The following is a 22,607-nucleotide window of genomic DNA, read 5'->3' on the forward strand; positions in this document are numbered from 1 at the left end:
GGGGTGCCAGCCGGTCCGGAGGCTCAAAAGTCACGCAAACGCGTCAGGCGGAAAGGTCAGCTCCGCGCCTGAAGACCTGGGACGCCGTCGCGGATCTCGAAGGAGGCCTTCGTGGACACCGGGGCGCCCGGCGTCGTGACGTGGTCCAGCACCCGGAAGTCCGCGGTCATCGCGTCCTTGGTGATGCGGGTGTTCACGTAGCCGCGGTTGTCGTTGTAGAACTTCAGGTGCGGGTTCCATGCCATGGTGGGATCGATGGTGGAGCCGGTGCCGTTGCCCGTGGAGGTGATGGACGTGCACACCAGCTCGGAACCCACCACGGGGGATGCCGGGTCCTTGTAGTCCACCTTGACGTCGTTGGCCCAGTTGCGGTGCACATCTCCAGTGAGGACCACAGCGTTGCGGACGTTAGCGTCCACCCAGCCCTGGGTGATGCGGCGGCGGGAGGATACGTAGCCGTCCCAGCCGTCCATGGAGACGTCGTCCACGTCGAGTGCCTGGGCCCGGTCCCGCTCGGCGAAGAAGACCTGCTGGCCCAGGATGTCCCAGCGCTGGGTGGAGTCCTTGAACCCGTCCAGCAGCCACTTCTCCTGCTCGGCGCCGGTGATGGTCCGGTCCTCGGCAAGGCGCTCGGCCACGTTCTTCTTCCAGCCGTCGCCGGCGAGCTGGTCGTCGCGGTACTGCCGGGTGTCCATCATGTGGAAGTTGGCCAGCTGGCCCCACTGGATCCGGCGGTAGATCTTCATGTCCGGGCCCGCCGGAAGCGAGGACGGCCGCAGCGGCATGTTCTCGTAGTACGCCTGGAACGCGGCGGCCCTGCGGTGGCGGAAGTGCTCGGTGGTGTCGTTGAGCTGTCCGGCGTCGCTGTTCTCCGGCACCTCATCGGCCCAGTTGTTGTCCACTTCGTGGTCATCCCACACCACTGCCCACGGTGCGATGGCATGCGCGGCCTGCAGGTCGGCGTCGGCCTTGTACTGCGCGTGGCGCTGCCGGTAGGTCTCCAGTGCCACGGTCTCCGGGCCTTCGTGGTCGCGCGGGTTGCCGCCGCCGATCACGTAGCTGCCCTTCTTGTACTCGTAAAGGTAATCGCCCAGGTGCAGCACCAGGTCCGGGTGGTCCTCGGCCAGGCGCCGGTACGCGGTGAAGTAGCCGTGCTCGTACTGGGCGCAGCTGGCAAACGCCATGGCCAGGGCAGCAGGCGTTTCGTGCGGGGCCGGGGTGGTGAGGGTGCGGCCCACCGGACTGACGTGGCGGCCCGTGCGGAACCGGTAGAAGTATTCGTGTCCCGGACGCAGGCCACGCAGTTCCACGTGCACCGAGTGTGCGGTTTCAATCCGGGCGTGCTCGACGCCGCGGGCTACTACCCGGCGCATGCCTTCGTCCTCCGCCACTTCCCACTGCACCGCAACGTTGCGGGCGGGCATGCCGCCCAGGCCGTCGTCGGCCACGGGGTTCAGCGCGAGCCGCGTCCACAGCACGAAGCCGTCCGGCCACGGCTCGCCGGACGCGATGCCGAGGGTGAACGGGTAGGTGCGGAGGCCGGCGTCGTCAGCGGTGGAAACCGCGACGGCGGCACTCGGCAGGGCGGCGACGATGCCTGCGCCCAGGCCGGCGGAGATGAGGGTTCTGCGGGAGATGTTGTCCATGCCACCGACCGTACGGAGGCCGGTTGGACAGGCTGTGAGGGTGGTGTGAATGAACGGTTAACTGCATGACAAGAGCTGTTAATCCCGGCCTGGGGCCAGGGCCCGCCGCCTGCGCGCCGGCCCGGCGCCCGCCGCTACGTCACGCGCGCTCCACCGGCAGCCACAACTCAGTGGTGGCGGTGCTGAAATCGTCGGCGCGGTCCAGGATGGCCACCACCGACGGGCCGGGCCTCAGCCGCCAGGGGTTGGACGGGAACCAGTGGGCCGCGGTCGCCGCCCACGTGCTCTGGAGCGCCGCCGGGTAGGCGCCGCTGGTGCGGAATACCGCCCAGGCGCCGGCCGGGACCTCTATCGCGTCGAGGTCCTCGGGCACCGGCGTCCCCTCGCTGACGGCCACGCCGTGCAGGTATGTGAGGTCACTGCCCTCGGCATAGTCGGGGTCGACGTCGGCACTCACCTGCAGCAGCCCAGCCGGTTCGGTGTTGCACAGCGCTTTCAGGCGGGCGTGCTCGGCCGCGGGCAGCGAAGCGATGTGCGCCTGAATGTGCGGGTTGGGGCCCTGATGGATGAGCGGCACGCGTGCGGCGTGGCCCACGAGCCTGAAGGCAGGGCGATCTGCGATGCGGGTATCCATGGTGGTGTTTCCTTCGATGGTCAGGCGGAACCTGAGCTGTGGTTGGGTGCGAAGGGGGCCGCCGTTCCGGCGCGCGTCGGCGGGGCTGATGCCGTGCACCGCCCGGAAGGCCCGGCCGAATGCTTCCGTGGAGCCATAGCCGAAGCGCACCGCCGTTCCCAGCAGGTCGCCGTCGCCTATCACATCAGCCGCAGCCACGGTCATGCGCCGCCGCCGGATGTATTCGGACAGCGGCATGCCGGCCAGCGACGAGAACATCCGGCGGACGTGGTACTCCGTGGTGCCCAGCCCGCCGGCCAGGTTGGCGACCTCGATCTCTTCGGTGAGGTGCTCCTCGATGGAATCGATGACCCGGTTCAGAACTGCAATCACAGCGTCCTCCTTCTGCAACAAGCCTGCGGGATCGGCGCAGCCTGCACCCAACTATTCCGGACCTCTTCGGTCGGCTTGGTTTGGACGCAGAAAAAAGGCGCGATGCGCAGTAGGGCCGCCCCTACGGCAGGTATCCCGCCGCCGGACTTTAGTCCCTGTTCTGGAGTAACCCTCCGGCGTAGCTTGAGGGTGGGTCCCGCATCCCGCGGGCCCGCATTCGAGGGGGCATCATGACCAGGCCCGGGCGTTTGGGACTCAGCGTGATCGGGCTCAGCGGCCTGATCGTCCTCACCGGTTGCATCGGCCAGCCCGCACCCGCTCCAACGACGAGCTCAGCTGCGCCTACTGCGAGCGCCTCCGGTGCGGCCGGTCCAAGCACGACGGCGACGCCCACCACCGCGCCCACCACGACTACGCCGTCCAGCACCTCAGCCGCGCCCACCACCAGCGCCGCCGCGCCGCCGTCGTCCGCTCCCGCCAGCCAGCCTGCGACGGAAGAACCGCAACCCACCGGGCTGCCGGAACAAACGGGACCGCTGACCGTGTACTACGTGGCCGTCGGCGACAACGGGATGTCCGGGCCGCTGATCGGCTGTGGTGACAGCCTGGTGGCCACCACCACCGGGCCGGTGACCTTCACGGACCAGGTGAGGCCCAGCGTCGAAGCGCTGCTGGCCAACAAGAGCCGCGACCTAGGCCTGTCCGGACTGGTCAACGCGCTGTACCAGTCGAACCTGACGTATGTGGCCGGTGAACTGACAGGCAGCACCATCACCATCTGGCTGACCGGGCAGTTCATGCTGGGGGGTGTGTGCGACATTCCGAGGGTCAAGGCCCAGCTGGAGTACACGGCGATGGCCGCCTCCGGGGCCACCAGCGCGCAGGTGTTCGTCAACGGCCGCCCCCTCGACGAGGTTCTGAGCCTGAAGTAGGCAGCCTGGGGTTTCGACAGGCTCAACCACCGTGCGCCGGGGCTTTGGGCCCTACCTGCCGGCCTCTGCCCGGTCCTAGCCTGAAGGCGGAAGCGGCCCCTCCGCCGCGTTCCGGACCCGGGGAGGCATACGGTGAAATCGGCCAACGCGAGCATCATCGCCGGCATTGTCCTGATGATGCTGGGTGTCCTGCTGATGCTGGACCGGGTGGGGGTCCTCGACAGCGGGGCGATCGTTGCGCCACTGGTGTTTGCTGCCGCCGGTGTCCTGTTCCTGTCCGTCTTCGTCCGACGCCGGGAGCACTGGTGGGCGGCCATCCCCGGTTCCGTCTTCCTTGGCCTTGCGGCGGTGGTCACGTCCGCCGAACTCACCGGCAGCGGCGCGTCTGCGGGCTTCCTGTTCCTCTTCATGGGTGCCGGCTTCGCCGCCGTCTACGTCCGCGTCCCGGACAACTGGTGGGCCATCATCCCGGCCGGAGTGATGCTGACGCTTGGCGTGATTGTGGCCCTGCCGCCGGCGCTCCAGGGCCTGCCCATCGCCGCGGTCCTGTTCCTGGGCCTGGCCGCGACGTTCGTGGTGCTTGCGCTGATCCCGGTCCGCATTCCGGATGACGGCCGGCCCGGAACCCTACGCGACGGCCACCTGAAGTGGCCGCTCATCCCCGCGGGTGTCCTTGCAGTACTCGGTGTGATCATGGCCCTGCAGGCTGCGGCGGTCCTGATACCGCTGGATTTTGCCGTGCCAGCGGTGATGATTGCTGCCGGGGTGGCGCTGGTGGTGTATGCGTTCCTTGCCCGGAGCGGCAAGCACCGCAAGGTCCACGGCCCAGGCTGAGCGGTCCGCTGACCACATTCAGCTAGGCGGAACACGACGCCAATGATTAGCCAGCGGGGGAGTTCGCGGCTATTTCGCGGCTGCCCGCGGCGTGCGCGCTTTTGGCGTCCGGGCCTTCGGTTCCTTGGGCGGAAGCGTGGCGATGTACTCAAGAGCCTTTTCGGCCCACGCCCGGGCGCGGGTATCGTCGCCGTCGCCCTCCTCGTTCCAGACCTCCGGCAGTCCGGTGTATCCGCCCATCGGCCGTTCCGCGGGTCCGAACGGCACCGTCCGTTCAGAGGACTCGAGCACGTTCCTGTCCGCGTCGGAGAGTTTCACGCCGATGGTGGACCCGAACAGGCCCGCGAACATGTTGCCGTTGATGAACGCTCCCAGGTTCCCGAACATCGGCTTCACCACCACGTCCGGATGGTCCGGCACCACGCGCCGGAACCGCTCTTTGTCCTGTTCGGACGCTTTGGGCATCTCCATGGGTGTCATCTCCGGGGAACGCTTGGGGGCTCGATCTGGATGCAGGATATGCCCGTTCCCCAGCCTCGTCGAGGGTGATTGCTGGGGTGTTCCGTCGTCCACCGGCTGGGCCCTCCGGTGATGCCGCGCGGGAGTTCATTGGAGGCAGGGGACGCCGGGGCTTTGGTTCGGCTGCGCCGGAAACTCCTGTAGTGTGGTACATGTTGTTGTGTTTATGCAGTTGGTAGTTCAGGCAGTACGCGCGGTCGAAAGTCCGTGTTCTTCTGAAGTAGCGGTTTTTGAACACCCCACGCCGGAGGGCCCGAAAGTCGGGACGTTCCCTCCACCTTCACGAAGGACAAAAATAATGGCTACTGGTACCGTCAAATGGTTTAACGCTGAAAAGGGCTTCGGCTTCATCTCCCCGGACGACTCCTCGCAGGACGTTTTCGCGCACTACTCCGCGATCAACTCCTCCGGCTTCCGCTCCCTCGAAGAGAACCAGAAGGTTTCCTTCGACACCGAGCAGGGCCCCAAGGGTCCCCAGGCTACCAACATCCAGGCTCTCTAATTTCCTAGAGTTTCGGGACCGTTAGGTTTCTTACAAGCAGGGCTTGCCTCCGGGCAGGCCCTGCTTGCGTTTAACCCGGGTGTGCCACGTCAGGCTTCGGCAGCATCACCGCGGGTGCCGCTCGGCCAGGAAAGCCGTCAGCGCAGGGTTGTCGATTTCCTTGGCCAGCCAGGGGACGGCTTCCGCTGCGGCTTCGTCCCCGAGCAAGGCGCGGTGGGACTGGCCGCGCACCACGAACTCCCGCATCCCGCTGCGGCTTGCCAGCTCACCCAGCCGTTCCACGAAGCCGGCCGCCCGCGGTGACTTGATGCTGATGGCCACCTCCGCTGCAGTGTCCAGCAGCCTGGCCGAGTACCACAGGTACCAGGGCTTCGGCTCGAGGCCGCGGTCAATCCAGTGTTCCGCTGCTGCGAGGTCGCCGTGCCGGGCGAACAACCGCGCTTCGGCTCCGGCAGCAAGCGCCATGTAACAGTGGTCGCCGGCCAGCTCCGCCATCACCCAGGACCTGTCGATGAACGCCGCCGCTTCCTCCATCTGCCCGGCTGCCAGGTAGGTTTCGCCGCGCACCCCCGCAACGAACGGCTCGAACGCCGTCCAGTGTTCCTCCGCTATCAAGGCGAGCGCCCGGTCCAGGACGGCGCCGGCCAGGTCCAGTTCGCCCCGGAGCAGGTGCACCCGTCCCAACAGGGCCGCGCTGAACGCCTGTTGGCGGCGGTTGCCGACGCCGGAAGCCAGTTGCCCGGACTCGGTCAGCGCAGTCACTGCCGCGTCGTAGCGGGCCGTGTCCGAGGCAAGCATGCCCTGGATGGCCAGGATCCGTGCCCGTTCATCGGAAAAGCCGTCCGCCGCCTGCATCGCTTTGTCCAGCCACCCGGCGGCACGATCCGGAACACCCCGCTGCACGGACAGGTAGCCCAGCTCGCGGTACGCCGCAGCGGCGGTCCGGGAGGCGCCGTCGGGCCCTTCCGCCTGAAGCGCCCGGTGCAGGAGGTCCGCCACCTCGGCACCGCGGCCGCCGGCCTGGTGGATCAACGCCCCGGCCAGTGTCACCAGCGACTCGGCCACCAAATGGCTGTTGCCCGTGTGTTGCGCCAGGCTGACGGCAAGCCGCAGCTGCTCCAGCCCGCGGTCTACGGAGCCGGCCCACAGCGATGCCCCTCCCGCATCCAGGTAGGACCGCACGGTCGCCGCAGTGGCAGGCGTGCCCGGATCGGGCTCCGGATCCGCGTCGAACAACGCACGGCGGACCTCCGCCGGCAGCGGCAGCCCCATTTCTTGCCGGTACAGGTTGCCGCACTGGACGGCGTGCGCGCGGGCCTTGCGGTACTCGCCCGCCGCGATGAGGGCCTTGACCAGGACGGCGTTGCAGTCTGCATGGAAGGGGTTCCGCTCCAGGGCCAGGGTTGCCAGCTCCGCGGCCTCGCCGGCGGCACCCGATGCCAGCGCCGCCAGGGCGGCCTCATAGAGCAACGATTGGACCACGTTGTCCAGGCGGTAACGCTGGTCCGCCAGCCAGGAATCAAAAACCGGAGAGTCGGCGAAGGCCAACCCCTCCAGCAACTGCCCGGTGAAGCGGCGCGGGTCGGTGCCCGGACCGGTGGCAGGGTCCATGGCTTCCAGCGCATCGCAGCGCCACGGCGGCATCAGGTCCAGCCGCAGCGGATCGCCGGCCACGGTAACGCCGGCCAGGGCCCGGCGCAGCTCCGACAGGTTCCAGCGCAACGCCCCCAGCGGGTCCGCGGCGTCAGGAAACAGCAGGGAAGCGGTGCGGGACCGGCCGGTGCCGTCGTCCTGCAGTGCGAGGTAGGCCAGCAGCGCCCAGGCCTTGCGGCCCCGGGGCTGCGGGGGAGTGGTGCCGGGGGACTCGATCGCGGGCGGACCGAGGAGCCGAATCCAGTTCTCGGCCATAGGGCTCATGGTACGCCGCGGCAAAGCCAGCGTCAGCGGCCGTCACACGGTTGCTCACACGCCCGCAGAACACACTGAAATCGCCCCAACCGCACACTCACCAGAAAGCACCACCATGGAACTGCTCGGCCTCCTGCTTTTTGTTCTTTGGGTCCTCATCGCAACCATCTGCACCATCCTGGCTGACGGCCGTGGACACACCCCGGACATCCGCTCGGGATCACCATGGTCGGCAGGGAACCTTCCCAGCGAGCCGTACGCATCCTTCCGGATGTAGGTCATAGGGCACAGGCACAGGACGTACGACGGCGGGGCCCGGCTTGGTTGCCGGGCCCCGCCGCCCTGCCACGGGCACACAGGCCGCCCCCGCCGGATGACCGGCCCTTACCCGCATAACCGGTGCCGGCCAACAACGGTCATGCGGTCCCGGGCCGGTCATGCGAAAGCTCCGGAGTCAGGGGACCCGCAATTGGAGGGGCGGCGTGCTCATCGGGCCGCCGCACTGCTCCGACCCGCCTACCCGGGTCCACGTCAGCTCCACGTTCTGCGAGGCCAACACCGTTCCGTCCGCGGTGAGGGCGCTGATGGTTGCCCTCGGCGGAGCGTTCATCCCCATCATGAAATTCCAGGTGTCGCCCTCCCTGGTGACAGTGAACAGCGGATAGGGCTCAGACTCCGGCGCGGGCTCGGGTGTTCCAGTAGTCGGATCGAACGTGGGGACCACGCTCCGCAGGGGCAGGGGATCGGCCGGGGTGGGAGCAGGCCGGGAACACCGGTCCTTTTCGTCGCACAGCCGGACCTCGCTGACAGCGGCCGGGTTTCCCCCGACAGTCACGGTCAAGGAATTGGTCCACCCGATGGCCGTACAGGCGTACGGTGTGCAGCCGGTCAGCGGGAGTAACCCCGGCATGGCCGCGGCAAGTGTTCCCAGGATCCCCCAACCCTTTTTCATGGATTCAGCGTAGCCCCATGGCCTCGCGGACCTCGTCCAGGATGTGGTGCATGGCCTGCTCGGCGGCACCGGTGTCCCCGCCCGCTACGGCAGCGGCCACATCCTCATGCGCCTGCAGGGCCTCGTTGCGCGGCTTGAACGGCATGAGCCCCTGCTGGGTGCGGCTGGTCAGGACCTCTGCCACCATGCCTTCGAGTGCCCGGAACATTTCGTTGCCGCAGCTGCGCAGCAGGAGCTGGTGGAATTCGATGTCCGCCGCCAGGAAGTTCTGCAGGTCCCCGGCCTCGCCCAGCCGCCGGAGGTCGCGGGCAAGGGCCAGGAGCTGGGCGCGTTCATCGGCACTGGCCCGCCGCGCTGCTCCGGCTGCGGCGATGGGTTCGACGGCGATGCGCAGCTCGGTCAGGCTGCTGTACTGGACCTCCCGGCGATCGGAAGCGAGGCGCCACCGCACCAGCTTGGGATCGAAAACATTCCAGTGCTCACGCTCCTGCACCACGATGCCCACCCGCCGGCGCGAATACACCAGGTTCATGGACTCCAGGACCTTCATGGTGTCCCGGGCAACGGTCCGCGAGATCCTGTACTCCTGCTGCAGCCCCTCCAGGGTGAGCCGGCTGCCCGGCGGAAGCTGGCCGGACGCCACGGCTACGCCAACCGCCTCCAAAACGCGCTCGTGCATCGCGCCGGACGCGCCGCCGTCGTGCGCGTCATCCGTCTCTTCAACTGTCGCCGTTGACATGCTTTCCGCCTCTCTCTGCGCCGCAGCGCATCTCAAGAATACCGGCGAAGAGCCCAAAGGTATGACTTGTGACACGGAAAGATAGTATTTATAGCTTTGAAAGGTGATACCTTATGGCGTAGCCCACGCAAACCGGGCACCGCAGGAAGCTTCTTCGAAAGCCAACGACGTCTTCTCCGGAGGTACAAACATGCAGTATCCCCCCACGCACCTGGTGGTCATGGGCGTTGCCGGGTCCGGCAAATCCACCCTCGCCGCCGCCCTCGCTGACCGGCTGGGCTGGGCCTGCGCCGAAGCGGACGAGTTCCACCCGGCCGCCAACATCGACAAGATGAGCCAGGGCATCCCCCTCCAAGACGACGATCGCTGGCCTTGGCTTGGCGAAATACGTGACTGGATGACAGCCAAATCCCGGGACGGCCTGAGCACCGTCCTCACCTGCTCCGCCCTGAAGCAGAGCTACCGCCGGCTCCTGTCCGAAGCCGGGGGGCGCGTGGTCTTCCTGCACCTCGACGGCGGCGCAGACCTAATCGGGCAGCGCATGCAGGGCCGCGAAGGCCACTTCATGCCGCCAACATTGCTGCCCAGCCAGCTGGCTACGCTGGAACCGCTGAGCCAGGAAGAGCTCGACGCCGGCAGCCTCCGCCTCGACATCTCACGCTCACCGGAGGAGCTGGTCGCCGCCGTCGTGCAGGCCCTTGGCCTTGACGCGGACCAGGCGCCCCGCGCTTCCTAAGCACCCCCGAATCCCCAATTAGAAGTACTGTTTCAAAGGAGAACCATGACCATCGAAGGATGGACCCAGACGCTGGGAGCAGGCCCCCTGCTGCTCATCGCCGCAGCCGCGATCCTCGCCCTGCTGTTCCTGATCATCAAGCTGCGCGTGCATGCCCTGATCGCCCTGATCCTGGTCAGCCTGGCCACCGCCTTTGCCACCGGCATCCCCGCCAACCAGGTGGTGCCCGTCCTGATCAACGGGTTCGGCACCACGCTGGGGACGGTAGCGCTTCTGGTGGGCCTCGGGGCCATGCTGGGCCGCCTCGTCGAAACCAGCGGCGGCGCCAAGGTCCTGGCCGACTACCTGATCGGCATCTTCGGCGAAAAGCGGGCCCCGTTCGCGCTGGGCCTCGCTTCCCTGATCTTCGGCTTCCCCATCTTTTTCGACGCCGGCCTGGTGGTCATGCTGCCCGTGGTCTTCGCCGTGGCCCACCGCCTGGGCGGCGGCGTGCTCCGCTATGGCCTGCCCGCCGCCGGTGCGTTCTCCGTCATGCACATCTTCCTGCCCCCGCACCCGGGCCCGGTCTCCGCTGCTGCATTCTTCGACGCGAACATCGGCCTGGTGACCATCGCCGGGCTCGTCGTCGCCATCCCCACCTGGTACGTCACCACCTACCTGTACGGTCTGTACACCGGTAAGAAGCTGGTCCTGCCGGTTCCGGAAATCCTGGGCCACGCCTCGGCCGAAGCCGAGTCCCACCCGCCGCGCTTCCGCACCATCATCGGCTTGCTGCTCCTTCCGCTGGTCCTCATCTTCGTCAACACCGGCCTGAACACGCTGGCCTCCTCGGGCGTGCTGGCCGAGGGCACCAAGGACCAGCAGTGGTTCCAGATCCTGCGCACCCTCGGCGAGACGCCGGTAGCCCTGCTGATCGCCGTCCTTGTGGCCCTCTTCGTCCTGGGCGCCAAGCGCGGCAAGGACTCCGGCGCCCTGGAGAAGCTGCTGGAGTCCTCGCTCGGCCCGGTCTGCTCGGTCATCCTGATCACCGGCGCCGGCGGCATGTTCGGCGGCGTCCTGCGCACCTCCGGCATCGGCAAGGCCCTGGCCGACGTCCTGGGCGGGCTCGGCATTCCGCTGATCCTGGCCGGGTTCCTGATCTCCGCCATCCTCCGCATCGCGCAGGGTTCGGCCACCGTGGCACTCACCACCACAGCGGGCCTGATCGCCCCCGCCGTTGCAGCCGGCGGACTGAACGGCATGCAGGTGGCCGCCATGGTCATCGCCGTTGCCGCCGGTTCCGTGGTGGTCTCACACGTGAACGACTCCGGCTTCTGGCTGGTGGGCCGCTTCTTCGGCATGGACGTCAAGACCACTCTCAAGACCTGGACCGTGATGGAAACCCTGATCGGTGTCATGGGCTTCGGCATCGCCGCGGTCATCTTCCTGGTGGCCGGGCTGGCGGGATAGCGTCCCCAATTAAGTAGCGGCGGGGCGGCGGGTGGGAACACCTGCCGCCCCGCCGTCGTTGTTCCCCCTATGTGCGCCCGTTCGATCCACCAAGATGAGGGCGCAGCCGCTCCGAGCAAAGGACACCCCTTGACCCAACGCACCATCGTGATCACCGGCGCCAGCGACGGCATCGGCGCAGCAGCCGCCCGGACCCTGGCAAAGGCGGGCGAAAAAGTGGTCGTCGTGGGGCGTTCCGCCGAGAAGACCCGGGCCCTGGCCAAGGAGATCGACGCCGACTACTTCGTCACCGACTTTGCCGACCTCGCGCAGGTCCGTACGCTCGCGGCGCAGCTGAAGTCCGACTACCCGCGCATCGACGTCCTGGTCAACAACGCCGGCGGCATCATGGGCAAGCGCACCCTGACGGTGGACGGCAACGAAGCAACGTTCCAGATCAACCACCTGGCGCCGTTCCTGCTCACCACCCTGCTGATGGATACCTTGGCAGCCAGCAACGCCAAGGTCATCAACACCTCCAGCGCGGCCAACGGCTTCGGCAAGCTGGACCTCTTCGACCTCACCGCCGAGCACAGCTACTCCGTCAACCGCGCCTACGGCACCGGCAAACTCGCCAACATCCTCTTCACGTCCGAGCTGCACCGCCGCTTCCACGAGCGCGGGATTACGACGGCGGCGTTCCACCCCGGCGTGGTCCGCACCAACTTCGCGGCGGAGTCGGCGAGTCCGTGGCGGCACGCGTACAAGACCATCCTGAACCGCTTCATGCTCACCCCGGACCAGGGCGCCGACACCATGCTGTGGCTCATCAACGGCACCGCCGGCACGGACTGGATCTCAGGTGCGTACTACGCGAAGCGTGCCTTGGCCAAGGCCAACAAGCAGGCCTACGACGCCGTCCTGGCCCGCGAGCTGTGGGACAAGAGCGAAGAGCTGGTCAAGCCCGCCTAACTACTCGCATCCGAAACCGTCGCCGTCACGGTCCAGACCGTAAATATCGCTGCCGATAACCTGTACCGGCCCCCGTACGTAGGCGGGACCGTTGCCGCTTCCGCCGGCGCAGTCGACGTCCGAGGCGATAGGCACGCATCCTGAATAGTTCGGATCACAACCGGTTCCGGCCGCAGGAGCGGCGGGAACGGCTTTAGGTGCTGGCGCTGCTGCTGCCCTTGCAGCGGCTTCGGCCGCAGCCTGTGCTGCGGCGGCGTCTTGTGCGGCCTTGGCTTCCGCGGCTTGGCGCGCCGCTTCCTGCGCGGCAGCATCGGCTGCCGCTTTGTCCGCTGCTGCCTTATCGGATGCTGCTTTGTCTGCCGCGGCTTTGTCCGCTGCTGCCTTGTCTGCGGCAGCCCTGGCCGCAGCAGCGGCCGCCAGTTTCTCCTTCACAGTCCGCGACTGGGAGGCCTCAAGCCACACGACGGCACCGGACTCGTCCTTCGTACAGATATATGTGGAGCCGCCGGCGGACTTCTGGCTGTCTACGCTCGCACACGCAGTTCCGGAGATGGGCGTGGCGCTGGGTGTGGGCGAGGCCTTAGCCGTGCTGGTGGGTTCGTCTGCCGTCGCCGCGCTGAGTGAGGCGGGGGATCCGCCGCAGCCGGTCAGTAGGAGCACAATGGCGGCCGCGGCCGCAACACCGTTCTTGTGGCCATGCCTCCGGGCGCTGTGGCCGGGACCCGTCTCGGCTTTCGGGTCTGCGGCGCACGACCGGTGAGAGTGCTTCCGTGTATTCATTTGTGCCCCCATTGACGTGTGCCGGATGCGAAGTGCACGGCCAGCGTAGCCACGGCGCAGGTAGGAAAGCTGGCCCTGGGCCAACCTTGATCAATTCCTTGGGGAATCCTGCCTCTTGGCTCAGAATTGCCGCGCCAGTGCCTCGCCGATCAGGCGGGCACCCTGCGGGTAGGCCGCCGGGTTGGGGCCGGAGTAGTTGAGCCGGACGAACGGGCCGGCAGGTTCGGCCGGGAACCATTCGGTGCCGGCCGCGATGATCACCCCGTTGTCCTCGCAGTCCCGGGTGAGCCGGGGCAGGTCCGTGCCGTCGGGCATCCGCAGCCAGAGGTTCAGGCCGCCTTTGGGCAGCAGCTCGATATGCGCATCCGGCACGTGTTCCCGGATGCTCGTCACCAGCAGGTCCCTGCGGGACTGCAGCTGCTGGCGGAGGCTCCGCAGGTGGGTTTGCCACCCAGGCTGCGTCACCACATCCAGGGCCGCGGCCTGCAGCAGCCCGCTGACGTACATCGATTCCGCCGCCCGGTGCGCCAGGATCCGCTCCCGGGCCGGACCCCGGGCAACAACGGCGGCAATCCGCACAGACGTGGATACGCTCTTGGTCAGCGACCTGATGTAGATGACGTGCCCGGAATCGTCCTGCGTGGCCAGCGGCACCGGCGTTGAGGTGATGCCGAAATCATGGGCCCAGTCGTCCTCGATGACGAACGCCCCGTGCGCGCGCGCCACCTCCAGGACCTCGCCGCCGCGCCCGGGTGCCCACTGGGCGCCGCTGGGGTTGGCGTAGTTGGGCTGGGCGTAGAACGCCCGCGCGCCGGTCTCCTCGAACGCCCGGGCCAGCTCCACCGGGTCCGGGCCGTCCGGCCCGCTGGGCACCGGCACCACCCGGACGCCCGTCTGTGCGGCGGCCAAAATGGCGCCCCAGTAGGTGGGCGACTCCATCAGCAGCGGCTGCCCGGCCCCCACCAGCGCCCGGAAGATGGAGCTCAGTCCGCTCTGGCTTCCCGGCAGCACGATCACGTCACTCGGCGTCGGAGGAGTGATGCCCACCGGCGTCGCCGACCCCAGCTCCTGGGCAAACCAGTGCTGCAGCTCCGGCATCCCGGCCGCCGGCGGGCGCGACAGTGCCGCGTCACCGCGCGCTGCCCGGGCCAGAGCCGCACGCACCAGGCGTTCCGGCAGCAGTTCACGGTCCGGGTAGCCCGAGTGGAACCAGATGGCGTCATTGGGCACCGTGCGCATGGTGGACGACGACGGCAGCGCGGCCGACGGCGACCCCAGCGCCGCGGTTTGCCAGCCGTAGTCCGCGGGGCGCGCCGTCCGGACGGCCCGCACGAAGGTTCCCACTCCGGGACGGCTTTCGATCAGTCCCTGCGCCGTCAACGCCTGCAGCGCCTTCTGCACCGTGACCGGGCTGGCCTGGTACTCGGCCACCAGGGAGCGCGTGGACGGCAGTTTCGCTCCCGGCGCGGCACCGGCAATCCACTTTTTGAGTGCCAGGACAATCCGCGAACTGCTATCGTTGTTCATGAGAGAACATAGTAGCGCTACCGTTCTGACGAAGCCAGTGATACTGCCCCGCCAGGCCGCCCCGAGCGGGACACCGGCCGGCATCTGGTGGGGCCTCCTCGGCGTCGCGGCCTTCTCCTTCACGGTCCCCCTAACCCGGATGGCGGTGGCGGGCCTGTCCCCGCTGTTCATCGGTGCCGGCCGCGCTGCCGTTGCCGGAGTCCTCGCAGCCGCAGCCTTGGCACTCACGCGGCAGCGGCTTCCGCAACCACGCACCTGGGCGCGGCTCGCGGTGGTGGCCGGGGGCGTCGTCGTCGGCTTTCCGTTCCTGACGTCCTACGCGCTCACCGCCGTTCCGGCCGGGCACGGTGCCGTGGTGATCGCGCTCCTGCCCGCCGCCACCGCCACGGCCGCCATCCTGCGGACCCGGGAGCGTCCCCGGCCGGCTTTCTGGGCCGTCATGGCGCTCGGCTCGCTGGCCGCCGTTGCCTTCGCGTTCCTGCAATCAGGCGGGATCGGCCATCTGCACTGGGCGGACCTCCTGCTGCTCGGCGCGGTGGTGTGCGCCGCCGCCGGATACGCCGAGGGCGGCCTGCTGGCCCGCGAACTGGGGTCCTGGCAGACCATCGCCTGGGCGCTGGTCCTCGCGTTCCCACCCATGCTGGCGCTGGCCGTGTCCAGCCTCGCCAGCCAGCCGCCGTCGGCCACGCCCGTCCAGTGGGCGGCGTTTGCCTATCTTGCCGTGGTCAGCATGTTCCTCGGATTCTTTGCCTGGTACCGCGGCCTTGCCATCGGACCCATGGCGCAGGTCAGCCAGATCCAGCTCCTGCAGCCTGTGCTGAGCATCAGCTGGGCGGCGCTCCTGCTCGGAGAAGCGGTCACCTGGACCACGGCGATTGGCGGCCTCGCTGTCATTCTCTGTGCCGGCGCCGCCGTCCGCGTCCGGCTCAAACCCAAACCCTGACCTGCTCCTCAACTACCCATAAGGACATCCCCATGTATATTCCCGCCCACTTTGCCGCCGGCCCCGAGGCCACCCGGCACCTGCTCACCAGCCCGGGTGCGGCCAACCTCATCACCATGACCGACGCCGGCCTGCTGGCCACGCTGCTGCCGTTCGTCTTCGAGCCGGACGTGGGGGAGTACGGCGCACTGCACGCGCACGTCGCCCGGAACAACCCGCAGGCCACAGCTCCGGTTACCGGTGAGGCGCTGGCCATCATCCAGGGCCCCGATGCCTACATCTCGCCGTCCTGGTATATGTCCAAAGCCGAGCACGGCCGCGTGGTGCCCACCTGGAACTACAGCACGGCCCACGTGTACGGCGAACTGGTGGTCCACGACGACGCCGGCTGGCTGGCGCGGCACGTCCGCCGCCTGACGGACCGGCATGAGGGGGAGCGGGAGCACCCGTGGAGCGTTGATGACGCACCGGCGAAGTTCATTGCCGGGCAGCTGCGCGCCATCGTGGGCATTGAACTGATGATTACCCGGATTGAGGCGAAGGAGAAGCTGAGCCAGAACCGGTCCGCAGCCGACGCCTCCGGCGTGGTGGCCGGACTGCGGTCCAGCGGGCAGGAAGCCAGCGCGGCCGCCGTCGAACGCGTCTTGGCCCAGCAGACGCCGGAAAGCTAGCCGGCGCGCTCCAGCAGGACCATCACTTCGTAGTGCGTGGTCTGCGGGAACATGTCCAGGACCCGGACCCGCCGCGCCGTGAAGGAGGGGAGTGCGGCCAGATCGCGGGCCAAGGACTGAGCGTTGCAGCTGGAATAGACCACGTGCTGCACGTCCGAGGATTCCAGCCAGCCGCACAGCTCCTTGCCGATGCCCCGCCGCGGCGGGTTCACGATGACCAGGTCCGGTGCCTGCCGTGCCGCCAGGGCGAAGGCGGTGGCGTCCCCGGCCTCGAACTCCATGCCCTGCAGCCCGGCTTCGTCGCTGCTGAGCCGGGCGGAGACGATGGCTTCGCTGCTGGTTTCGATGCCGGTGACCGTGCGGGAGGGATTGGCGACGTGCAGGGCAAACCCGCCCACGCCGCAGTACAGGTCCCAGACTGACGCCGGCGCCAGCTCATTCACCCATTCCCGCCCCTGCCGGTACAGTGCCGCGGCCATATGGCTGTTGGTTTGGAAGAAGCTCTGCGGGCGCAGGTGCAGGTTAATGTCGTTCACCCGCATGTTCAGCGTGGACTGCTCCGTCAGCAGGATCTCCCGGTCGCCCTCCAGCACCGCCTTGTGCTCGGGGTGCAGGTTGATGGACACCACCTTCACCTGGGGCAGGGCCTCCAACAGGTCCGGCAGGTGCTTCCTGATGCGGGGGACCAGCTGCTCGGAACGGAGGACCAGGCGCAGCATGATCTCGCCGTCCGGGGACTCGGTGACGATCAGGTGCTTGAGTTCGCCGCTCCGGTTGGGCACATCATAGGGCGTCAGGCGGTGGGTGCGGATGAAGGCGGCCACTACGGGGAACACGGCGCGGAGCCCGGGGGAGCAGACACCGCATTTGCGCAGGTCAATGCCGTGGGCCTCGGCGTCCAGGATGCCGATGGTGGGGTTCCGGGCCGTTCCGCTGATCACCATTTTGGCCTTGTTGCGGAATGCGGACTCCTGGCTGGCCACCGGCTCCAGCCACTCCAGGGCCGTGTGGTCGGCGAGGAGCGTCTGGCAGTGGGCCTGCTTGCCGGCCAGCTGTTCGCCGTAGGGCGTGCCCATGAGGGTGCAGGAGCGGCAGCGGGCGGCATCAAAGTAGGAACAGTGCATGACCCCTCAATTTTACCTGTTGCCGCTGGGGAAGCCCGACGCCGGCACCTGGGGGAGTGCCGGCGTCGGTACCGTCGCGGGGTGGGCGCCGCCGCCGTCCCTGTGTGGAGCCGCCACCGTCCCGGGGCACATTGGGGCCGCTCCCGGGCGCTGAGCCTGTGCTGCCCGGCGTGTCCGTGTCAATGTGCCCCGGCAGCGGCGCGTGCTGGCCGCCGCTGCCCCGACCCAGCGATGTAACAGCGTGCAATATAAGCAAACTGTCATGCCTTTAATGACCGTAAATTCGGCAACCGTGCTACTTTCGGCTCTGTCGGCGTTCACTTCTTCGATCCCCGGTGTCCCTGCGAAGCGCACCTGCGAAGCACGCACACCCCGCCGCCTAAACCGATCACCCGCACTGGAGACCCCGTGGAACCCTCATTGCCTACGCTCGACACCCGGCCTGACCCGGCGCAGCCGGTCACCTCCGGACTCCGCCGCTCCATGGGGCCGCGGCACCTGGTGATGATTGCCATGGGCGGCGTCATCGGCTCTGGCCTGTTCCTCAGCTCCGGCTACACCATCTCCCAGGCGGGCCCGCTGGGCGCGGTGATCGCCTACCTCATCGGAGCGTTCGTGGTGTACCTGGTGATGGCGTGCCTGGGCGAACTGGCCATCGCGTACCCCGTGTCCGGGGCTTTCCATATCTACGCGGCCCGCTCCATCGGCCCCGCCACCGGCTTTGCCACAGCCTGGCTGTACTGGCTCTGCTGGGCTGTGGCCATCGGCTCCGAATTCACGGCGTCCGGCCTCCTGATGCAGCGCTGGTTCCCGGACGTGGAGGTGTGGGTCTGGTGCCTGGTGTTTGCAGCCATCCTCTTCGGCTTCAACGCGGTGTCCGCCCGGTTCTTCGGCGAGTCCGAGTTCTGGTTCGCCATCATCAAAGTCGCCGCCATCATCGGCCTGATCGTCCTGGGCGGCGCAGCCCTGTTCGGCTTCCGTCCGCTCGGCGGCGGCGGCGAACACCCGTTCCTTTTCGAGAACTTCGCCACCGAATCCGGCCTGTTCCCCAACGGCTTTACCGGCGTCCTGGTCACCGTGCTGGCCATCTTCTATGCCTTCTCCGGCTCCGAGCTGATCGGCGTTGCCGCCGGCGAAACCAAGGACCCTGCCACGGCCATCCCCAAGGCCATGCGCACCACCGTGATCCGCCTGCTCATCTTCTTCGTGGGCGCCATTGCGGTCATCGCCGCCACCATCCCCTACACGGAGGTGGGGCTGGACGAAAGCCCGTTCGTTACCGTCTTCTCAGTCATCGGCATCCCGTTCGCGGCCGACATCATGAACTTCGTCATCATCACCGCGCTACTGTCCGCCGGCAACAGCGGCCTGTTCTCCTGCGCCCGCATGCTCTTCTCGCTCGCCGACGAAGGCCATGCGCCTCGCGCCCTCAAGAAGCTGACCCGCCGCGGCATTCCCCTGGCTGCACTCTCCCTGAGCATGGTGGGCGGCCTGGCATCACTGATCAGCAGCGTGGTGGCGCCTGAGACCGTCTACCTGGTCCTCGTGTCCGTGGCCGGTTTCGCGGTGGTGGGGGTCTGGATGTCCATCACGGCCTCGCACTTCTTCCACCGGCGCGCGTTCATCCGTGGCGGCGGTGACACGTCCACCCTCGCCTACAAGGCGCCGTTGTTCCCGCTGGTCCCCATCCTGGCGTTCACGCTGTGCGTCGTGTCCCTGATCGGCATCGCCCTCGATCCCGCCCAGGCACCGGCGCTCTACTTCGGCGTCCCGTTCGTCGCTGCCTGCTACCTCTACTTCCACCTTCGGCACGGCCGCACGCCGGTTCAGCCGCGGCGCTAAGCCGGGAACGGACGACGACGGATGTGCGGCGGGTGCGCCCGGCACCTCCGCCGGTGCGCGCCGCCGTCGTCCGCGGCCAGGGTGCCCATACTGCCCGCGGCGACCATGGGGCGGCCCGGCCGGATGTTGCGCCGCGACGGCCGTGGAAGAATGGGCGGGTGACCGGCGGGAGGGGCAGGGAAAGCGTGGATTCATCCGCTGAAGCGTCGTCCCTGGCGCAGGGGCTCCGGATTGTCCGGCTGGTGGTTGACCGGGAAAAGTCCGGGCGGCCCCTCCTGGGTGTTTCCCAGCTCGCCGCGGCGTTGTCGATGGACCAGAGCAGGGTTTCACGGCTGGCCCAGGAACTGTGCGACCTCGGACTGCTCGAACGCCCGGAGCGTGGGCCGTTCCGGGCCGGACCGGAATACTTCAAACTGGCAGCCTCCCTCAACACAGGCTGGGTACTGGCCGCCCGGACCGAGCTCGAAGTCCTGGTGTCCTCCTTGGGCCTGCGCGCCAGACTCTCCGTCCGCGACGGTTACCGGGCCATCCTGCTCCGCAACTCCAGCAATGACGCCGTCCCCGGCAGCTTCGTCAGGCCGGGCATGGTCAGCCCCGTCTGGTGCACGGGTGCCGGGCGGGCGCTGCTGTGGGACCTGGACCGGCCGGCACTGGAGGGCCTGCTGGAGGGCGTGAACTTCATTGGCATCGGCGGTCCGGGCGCGGCGCACACCATTGATGGGGTGTGGGAGCTGATGGTCCGGGACCGCCGGGCCGGGGTGGTGGCCGCAGTCGAGGAATTCGAGCATGACGTTGTTGAGCTGGCCGTGCCCGTGCGGGACGGGACAGGAACAGTGCGGGCCTCGCTGAGTGTGCTCGGCGGTCCGGGCCTGGCGGAGCGCCGGGCCGCGGCGGACGCCCTGGCTGCCGCCGCGGAGAGGCTCGGCGCTGCGGCCGTGCCCCGCTAATCCCTCGGCTGGTAGCCCAGGCTGGACTCAAGCCACCGTCCCTGCCGGAGCAGCTCCGCGGCGCAGGCTTCCTTGCGGGGTTCCAGCCGGTCCCTGATCCCCACGATCTGCAGCGCTGCCACCACCTCGCCCTTGAAATCGCGCACCGGGACTGCCAGGGAGTAGAGCCCCGGTTCGGCTTCCTGGTCCACTATCGAATAGCCCCGCGCCTTTGCGGCCTCCCGCCTGGCCAGGAACTCGTCCACACTGTGCGGCGTGTTGGGGCCGTGCCGGACAAAGTCGACGCCCGCGAAGACGCTGCGGACTTCCGCGTCGGAGGACTCCCACAGCACTGCCTGCCCGGCGTCGCTGCAGTACGCGGGGTAGGGCCTGCCCAGCCAGGAACCCACCAGGTTGCTGCTGGCCGGAACGCTTTCGCCGATGGTCACAGTGCTGTTCCCGTGCAGGACACCCAGGAAGCAGGCCTCGTCCGTATCGGCTGCCAGGGTGTCTAGCGCGATGGCCGCATCGGACTCCAGCCGGCGTGTGGTCAGTTGCTGGGCGTCGGTGAGGAACTCCCAGTCCAGCGCATAGGCGCGGTGGGCGGTGCGGGCCAGGAAGCCCTCCTGCTCCGCGCTGCGAAGGTACCGCGAGACCTGGCTGCGGTCCTTGCCCAGGCCGGCGGCGATGTCAGCCACGGTCCCGCCCGGGTGTTCAGCCGCGTGGCGGGAGCCCACGGCCAGCAGGGCCAGGACGCCGCGGCCCATGCTGGAAGATTTAGCCATGGCATTGAGTGTAATTCGGGTGCAGTTACAGCCTGCTCACGCCGCCGTAACAACCGGCATCGGCATATCTGGATGCGTATAGTGACCATCATGCCTGCCAATCCCACGCTGTCCGCCCTGCTCGAAACCGGGGAAACCCTCGTCACCGATGGCGCACTGGCCACGGAACTCGAGGATCGAGGGTGCAACCTGGACGATCCATTGTGGTCGGCCAAGGTCCTGCTGGAACATCCAGGCCTGATCCGGGACGTACACCGGGACTACTTCGCGGCGGGCGCCAGGATCGCCACCACCGCGAGCTACCAGGCAACACCGCAGGGATTCGCCGCCCGGGGAATGACGGAGCAGGAGGCCCTGGACCTCGTTGCATTGTCCGTGCGGCTGGCCGACGAGGCGCGGCGCGACCACCTGGCCAACCAGTCGGAGGCCCGGCCCCTGTTCATCGCCGGATCGGTGGGGCCGTATGGTGCCTATCTTGCCGACGGCTCGGAGTACCGCGGGGACTACGCCCTGACACCGGCAGAGTTCCGCGACTTCCACCGCCCCCGCCTCGAAGCCCTGGTTGAGTCCGGTGCCGACGCCCTGGCCTGCGAAACCCTGCCTTCCTTCGCCGAAGCCCGGGCCCTGGCGGAACTGACCCGGGACCTCGGCGTCGAATCCTGGTTCTCCTTCTCCCTCCGCGACGCCGGGCACATCAGCGACGGCACGCCCCTGGCCGCCGTCGCGGAACTGCTGGACGGCGAGTCCCACGTGGCCGCCGTCGGGGTTAACTGCGTGCCGCTGGCACTGGTGGCCCCGGCGCTCACGGCCCTCCGCGGCGGCACCGGCAAACCGCTGGTGGCTTACCCGAACTCCGGGGAGACCTACGATGCGGGCACCAAAACCTGGGACGCAGCACCCGCGGCCACTGCCCCTGCAGCGCTGGCGGACGGCGTTCCCGCCTGGCAGGCCCTCGGCGCCCGGATCATCGGTGGCTGCTGCCGGACCACGCCGGCCGACATTTCCGCCGTCGCGGGGCATGTCAACTCCTGATCCCGGCGTAAACCGGCCATAGTCCGGTGAGTCCGTGCCAAGGTGCCCCGGGGGTCATGCGTGGCCCTGGCGCGGGCGCTTAGTCGCCGCGGACCCCGTAGGTGGTGAGCACATTGCCCTTGCTGGTGCGCTTCTCATCCAGCAGGACCAGCCGGGTGAGGGGATCGCCGTCCTCGAACAGCCGCCTGCCGCTGCCGGCCACCACGGGGTGGGTCATGAGCTGCAGCGAATCCAGCAGCCCCGCGAACAGCAGCTGCCGGGTCACGGAGATGCTGCCGCACACGGCAATCTCACCGCCGTCGCCCTCCTTGAGCTTCGCCACGAACTCCTCCAGCGGCGCGTCCATCAGCCGGGAGTTCTGCCACTCCAGGGGTTCGCTCAGCGTCCTGGACACCACAAACTTCTCCACCGGGTTGATGAACGCGGCGAAGTCCTGGTCCGCGGAAGCATTGGGCCAGTAGGACGCCCACTCCTCATAGCTTTTCCGGCCCAGCACCACGGTGTCCACGGTGTTCATCATGGTGGTGAGCCCCTTACCGAGCTCAGCGTCGAAGCTGTCGAACTGGAACTTGAACGGATCCGAAACCACTCCGTCAATGGAGTGGAACAGTCCGGCCGTGACTTTGCGCATGCGGGTCCTCCCGGGTTCGTTGGGTCAAGCAACAACCTATGTGCGGCGGCGCGTGGGCGGAAGACCAAATACCGCCATGGCACGTCGGATTGCCGCCAACAACGGGGACGACGGCGGCGCTCCAGTTATGTTCATCACTCGCCGTGGCGTCTTGCCGTGTTTCGGTTGAAAC

The 22,607-nt window shown here is 68.1% G+C and carries 24 protein-coding genes; 13 read left to right on the forward strand and 11 right to left on the reverse strand.

The window, feature by feature from the left end; genetic code table 11:
- Window positions 1-56 precede the first annotated feature (56 nt).
- Window positions 57-1,646, reverse strand: a complete 1,590-nt coding sequence (locus ACHL_RS05650; RefSeq protein WP_015936340.1) for an alkaline phosphatase D family protein — start codon at window positions 1,644-1,646, stop codon at window positions 57-59.
- 139 nt (window positions 1,647-1,785) lie between these two features.
- The gene (locus tag ACHL_RS05655) at window positions 1,786-2,652 is read right to left on the reverse strand and encodes an AraC family transcriptional regulator (RefSeq protein WP_015936341.1); all 867 of its coding nucleotides are present in this window, start codon (window positions 2,650-2,652) and stop codon (window positions 1,786-1,788) included.
- A 230-nt stretch (window positions 2,653-2,882) separates the two neighbouring features.
- On the opposite strand from ACHL_RS05655, the gene ACHL_RS24655 reads away from it, so the two are divergent.
- A complete protein-coding gene (locus ACHL_RS24655; protein ID WP_015936342.1) occupies window positions 2,883-3,584 on the forward strand; it encodes a GerMN domain-containing protein in 702 nt (233 codons plus the stop codon).
- Window positions 3,585-3,716: 132 nt separating this feature from the next.
- Complete coding sequence (locus ACHL_RS05665; RefSeq protein ID WP_015936343.1) at window positions 3,717-4,418, forward strand: hypothetical protein; 702 nt, start codon at window positions 3,717-3,719, stop codon at window positions 4,416-4,418.
- A 69-nt stretch (window positions 4,419-4,487) separates the two neighbouring features.
- Here the strand turns inward: ACHL_RS05665 and ACHL_RS05670 are convergent, their stop codons facing one another.
- The gene (locus tag ACHL_RS05670; RefSeq protein ID WP_015936344.1) at window positions 4,488-4,889 is read right to left on the reverse strand and encodes a TfoX/Sxy family protein; all 402 of its coding nucleotides are present in this window, start codon (window positions 4,887-4,889) and stop codon (window positions 4,488-4,490) included.
- Between the two features lie 346 nt (window positions 4,890-5,235).
- Between ACHL_RS05670 and ACHL_RS05675 the strand changes: the two genes are divergently transcribed.
- Window positions 5,236-5,439 (forward strand): cold-shock protein, encoded by a 204-nt coding sequence (locus ACHL_RS05675; protein ID WP_015936345.1) that lies wholly within the window; start codon window positions 5,236-5,238, stop codon window positions 5,437-5,439.
- Between the two features lie 105 nt (window positions 5,440-5,544).
- Here ACHL_RS05675 and ACHL_RS05680 read toward each other — a convergent pair whose 3' ends face one another.
- Window positions 5,545-7,347, reverse strand: coding sequence for an SARP family transcriptional regulator (locus ACHL_RS05680; RefSeq protein WP_015936346.1), 1,803 nt, complete (start codon window positions 7,345-7,347; stop codon window positions 5,545-5,547).
- A 115-nt stretch (window positions 7,348-7,462) separates the two neighbouring features.
- Here ACHL_RS05680 and ACHL_RS24450 point away from each other — a divergent pair, with 115 nt between their 5' ends.
- Window positions 7,463-7,624, forward strand: coding sequence for a hypothetical protein (locus tag ACHL_RS24450; protein ID WP_167534770.1), 162 nt, complete (start codon window positions 7,463-7,465; stop codon window positions 7,622-7,624).
- 177 nt (window positions 7,625-7,801) lie between these two features.
- On the opposite strand, the gene ACHL_RS24145 is transcribed toward ACHL_RS24450, so the two are convergent.
- Both ACHL_RS24145 and ACHL_RS05695 read right to left on the reverse strand, forming a co-directional pair.
- Complete coding sequence (locus ACHL_RS24145; RefSeq protein ID WP_015936347.1) at window positions 7,802-8,299, reverse strand: hypothetical protein; 498 nt, start codon at window positions 8,297-8,299, stop codon at window positions 7,802-7,804.
- Between the two features lie 4 nt (window positions 8,300-8,303).
- Window positions 8,304-9,038 carry a FadR/GntR family transcriptional regulator gene (locus ACHL_RS05695; protein WP_015936348.1) on the reverse strand — a complete coding sequence of 245 codons (735 nt, stop codon included), beginning with the start codon at window positions 9,036-9,038 and terminating at the stop codon, window positions 8,304-8,306.
- A 190-nt stretch (window positions 9,039-9,228) separates the two neighbouring features.
- Between ACHL_RS05695 and ACHL_RS05700 the strand changes: the two genes are divergently transcribed.
- From ACHL_RS05700 to ACHL_RS05710, 3 genes are all read left to right on the forward strand, one after another.
- Window positions 9,229-9,774, forward strand: a complete 546-nt coding sequence (locus tag ACHL_RS05700; RefSeq protein ID WP_015936349.1) for a gluconokinase — start codon at window positions 9,229-9,231, stop codon at window positions 9,772-9,774.
- Between the two features lie 45 nt (window positions 9,775-9,819).
- Window positions 9,820-11,223, forward strand: coding sequence for a GntP family permease (locus ACHL_RS05705; protein WP_015936350.1), 1,404 nt, complete (start codon window positions 9,820-9,822; stop codon window positions 11,221-11,223).
- A gap of 129 nt (window positions 11,224-11,352) precedes the next feature.
- Complete coding sequence (locus tag ACHL_RS05710) at window positions 11,353-12,174, forward strand: SDR family NAD(P)-dependent oxidoreductase (protein WP_015936351.1); 822 nt, start codon at window positions 11,353-11,355, stop codon at window positions 12,172-12,174.
- On the opposite strand, the gene ACHL_RS05715 is transcribed toward ACHL_RS05710, so the two are convergent.
- Window positions 12,175-12,954, reverse strand: a complete 780-nt coding sequence (locus tag ACHL_RS05715; RefSeq protein ID WP_015936352.1) for a hypothetical protein — start codon at window positions 12,952-12,954, stop codon at window positions 12,175-12,177. It abuts the gene before it with no gap.
- Window positions 12,955-13,074: 120 nt separating this feature from the next.
- Window positions 13,075-14,481: an aminotransferase-like domain-containing protein gene (locus ACHL_RS05720; RefSeq protein ID WP_015936353.1), complete on the reverse strand. Its 1,407-nt coding sequence runs from the start codon at window positions 14,479-14,481 to the stop codon at window positions 13,075-13,077.
- Between ACHL_RS05720 and ACHL_RS05725 the strand changes: the two genes are divergently transcribed.
- Both ACHL_RS05725 and ACHL_RS05730 read left to right on the forward strand, forming a co-directional pair.
- Window positions 14,480-15,424 (forward strand): DMT family transporter, encoded by a 945-nt coding sequence (locus ACHL_RS05725; RefSeq protein ID WP_043793810.1) that lies wholly within the window; start codon window positions 14,480-14,482, stop codon window positions 15,422-15,424. The genes ACHL_RS05720 and ACHL_RS05725 overlap by 2 nt on opposite strands.
- Before the next feature lie 32 nt (window positions 15,425-15,456).
- Window positions 15,457-16,095 (forward strand): FMN-binding negative transcriptional regulator, encoded by a 639-nt coding sequence (locus tag ACHL_RS05730; RefSeq protein ID WP_015936355.1) that lies wholly within the window; start codon window positions 15,457-15,459, stop codon window positions 16,093-16,095.
- On the opposite strand, the gene rlmC is transcribed toward ACHL_RS05730, so the two are convergent.
- On the reverse strand, window positions 16,092-17,219 hold the full coding sequence (rlmC, locus tag ACHL_RS05735; protein WP_015936356.1) for a 23S rRNA (uracil(747)-C(5))-methyltransferase RlmC: 1,128 nt from the start codon (window positions 17,217-17,219) through the stop codon (window positions 16,092-16,094). The genes ACHL_RS05730 and rlmC overlap by 4 nt on opposite strands.
- On the opposite strand from rlmC, the gene ACHL_RS24150 reads away from it, so the two are divergent.
- From ACHL_RS24150 to ACHL_RS05750, 3 genes are all read left to right on the forward strand, one after another.
- A complete protein-coding gene (locus ACHL_RS24150; RefSeq protein WP_157672495.1) occupies window positions 17,218-17,373 on the forward strand; it encodes a hypothetical protein in 156 nt (51 codons plus the stop codon). The two genes, rlmC and ACHL_RS24150, sit on opposite strands and share 2 nt — an antisense overlap.
- 254 nt (window positions 17,374-17,627) lie before the next feature.
- The gene (locus ACHL_RS05745; RefSeq protein WP_015936357.1) at window positions 17,628-19,061 is read left to right on the forward strand and encodes an amino acid permease; all 1,434 of its coding nucleotides are present in this window, start codon (window positions 17,628-17,630) and stop codon (window positions 19,059-19,061) included.
- Between the two features lie 185 nt (window positions 19,062-19,246).
- On the forward strand, window positions 19,247-20,008 hold the full coding sequence (locus ACHL_RS05750) for an IclR family transcriptional regulator (RefSeq protein WP_015936358.1): 762 nt from the start codon (window positions 19,247-19,249) through the stop codon (window positions 20,006-20,008).
- On the opposite strand, the gene ACHL_RS05755 is transcribed toward ACHL_RS05750, so the two are convergent.
- On the reverse strand, window positions 20,005-20,772 hold the full coding sequence (locus ACHL_RS05755) for an IclR family transcriptional regulator (protein ID WP_043793815.1): 768 nt from the start codon (window positions 20,770-20,772) through the stop codon (window positions 20,005-20,007). The genes ACHL_RS05750 and ACHL_RS05755 overlap by 4 nt on opposite strands.
- 90 nt (window positions 20,773-20,862) lie before the next feature.
- Between ACHL_RS05755 and mmuM the strand changes: the two genes are divergently transcribed.
- Window positions 20,863-21,804, forward strand: a complete 942-nt coding sequence (gene mmuM, locus ACHL_RS05760; RefSeq protein WP_043794516.1) for a homocysteine S-methyltransferase — start codon at window positions 20,863-20,865, stop codon at window positions 21,802-21,804.
- 79 nt (window positions 21,805-21,883) lie between these two features.
- Here the strand turns inward: mmuM and ACHL_RS05765 are convergent, their stop codons facing one another.
- Window positions 21,884-22,435 carry a dihydrofolate reductase family protein gene (locus ACHL_RS05765; RefSeq protein WP_015936361.1) on the reverse strand — a complete coding sequence of 184 codons (552 nt, stop codon included), beginning with the start codon at window positions 22,433-22,435 and terminating at the stop codon, window positions 21,884-21,886.
- Between the last annotated feature and the right edge of the window lie 172 nt (window positions 22,436-22,607).

The organism is Pseudarthrobacter chlorophenolicus A6 (genome assembly GCF_000022025.1).
In the GTDB taxonomy this organism is placed as follows: domain Bacteria; phylum Actinomycetota; class Actinomycetes; order Actinomycetales; family Micrococcaceae; genus Arthrobacter; species Arthrobacter chlorophenolicus.